General features: G+C 60.9%; 1 pseudogene. It reads left to right on the forward strand.

What is annotated here, in order from left to right:
* Positions 1–235: pseudogene (locus SB765_RS33785) on the forward strand (glucose-6-phosphate dehydrogenase); the annotation flags it as partial.

Raw genomic sequence — 235 nt, forward strand, 5'->3', positions numbered from 1 at the left:
CCATCGAAGCGCACATCGACAATTGGCGCTGGGCGGGCGTGCCATTCTATCTGCGCACCGGCAAGCGCATGGCACGGCGCTCGTCGCAGATCGTCATTCAGTTCAAACCGGTACCCCACGAGCTATTCAACGGTGGCCAGGTCAACCAGTTGCTGATCCAGTTGCAACCGGAGGAACGCATCAGCCTGCGCATGATGACCAAAAGCCCGGGCAAGGGCATGCGCCTGGAACCGGT

This window comes from Pseudomonas sp. SIMBA_067, from assembly GCF_046534675.1.
In the GTDB taxonomy this organism is placed as follows: domain Bacteria; phylum Pseudomonadota; class Gammaproteobacteria; order Pseudomonadales; family Pseudomonadaceae; genus Aquipseudomonas; species Aquipseudomonas putida.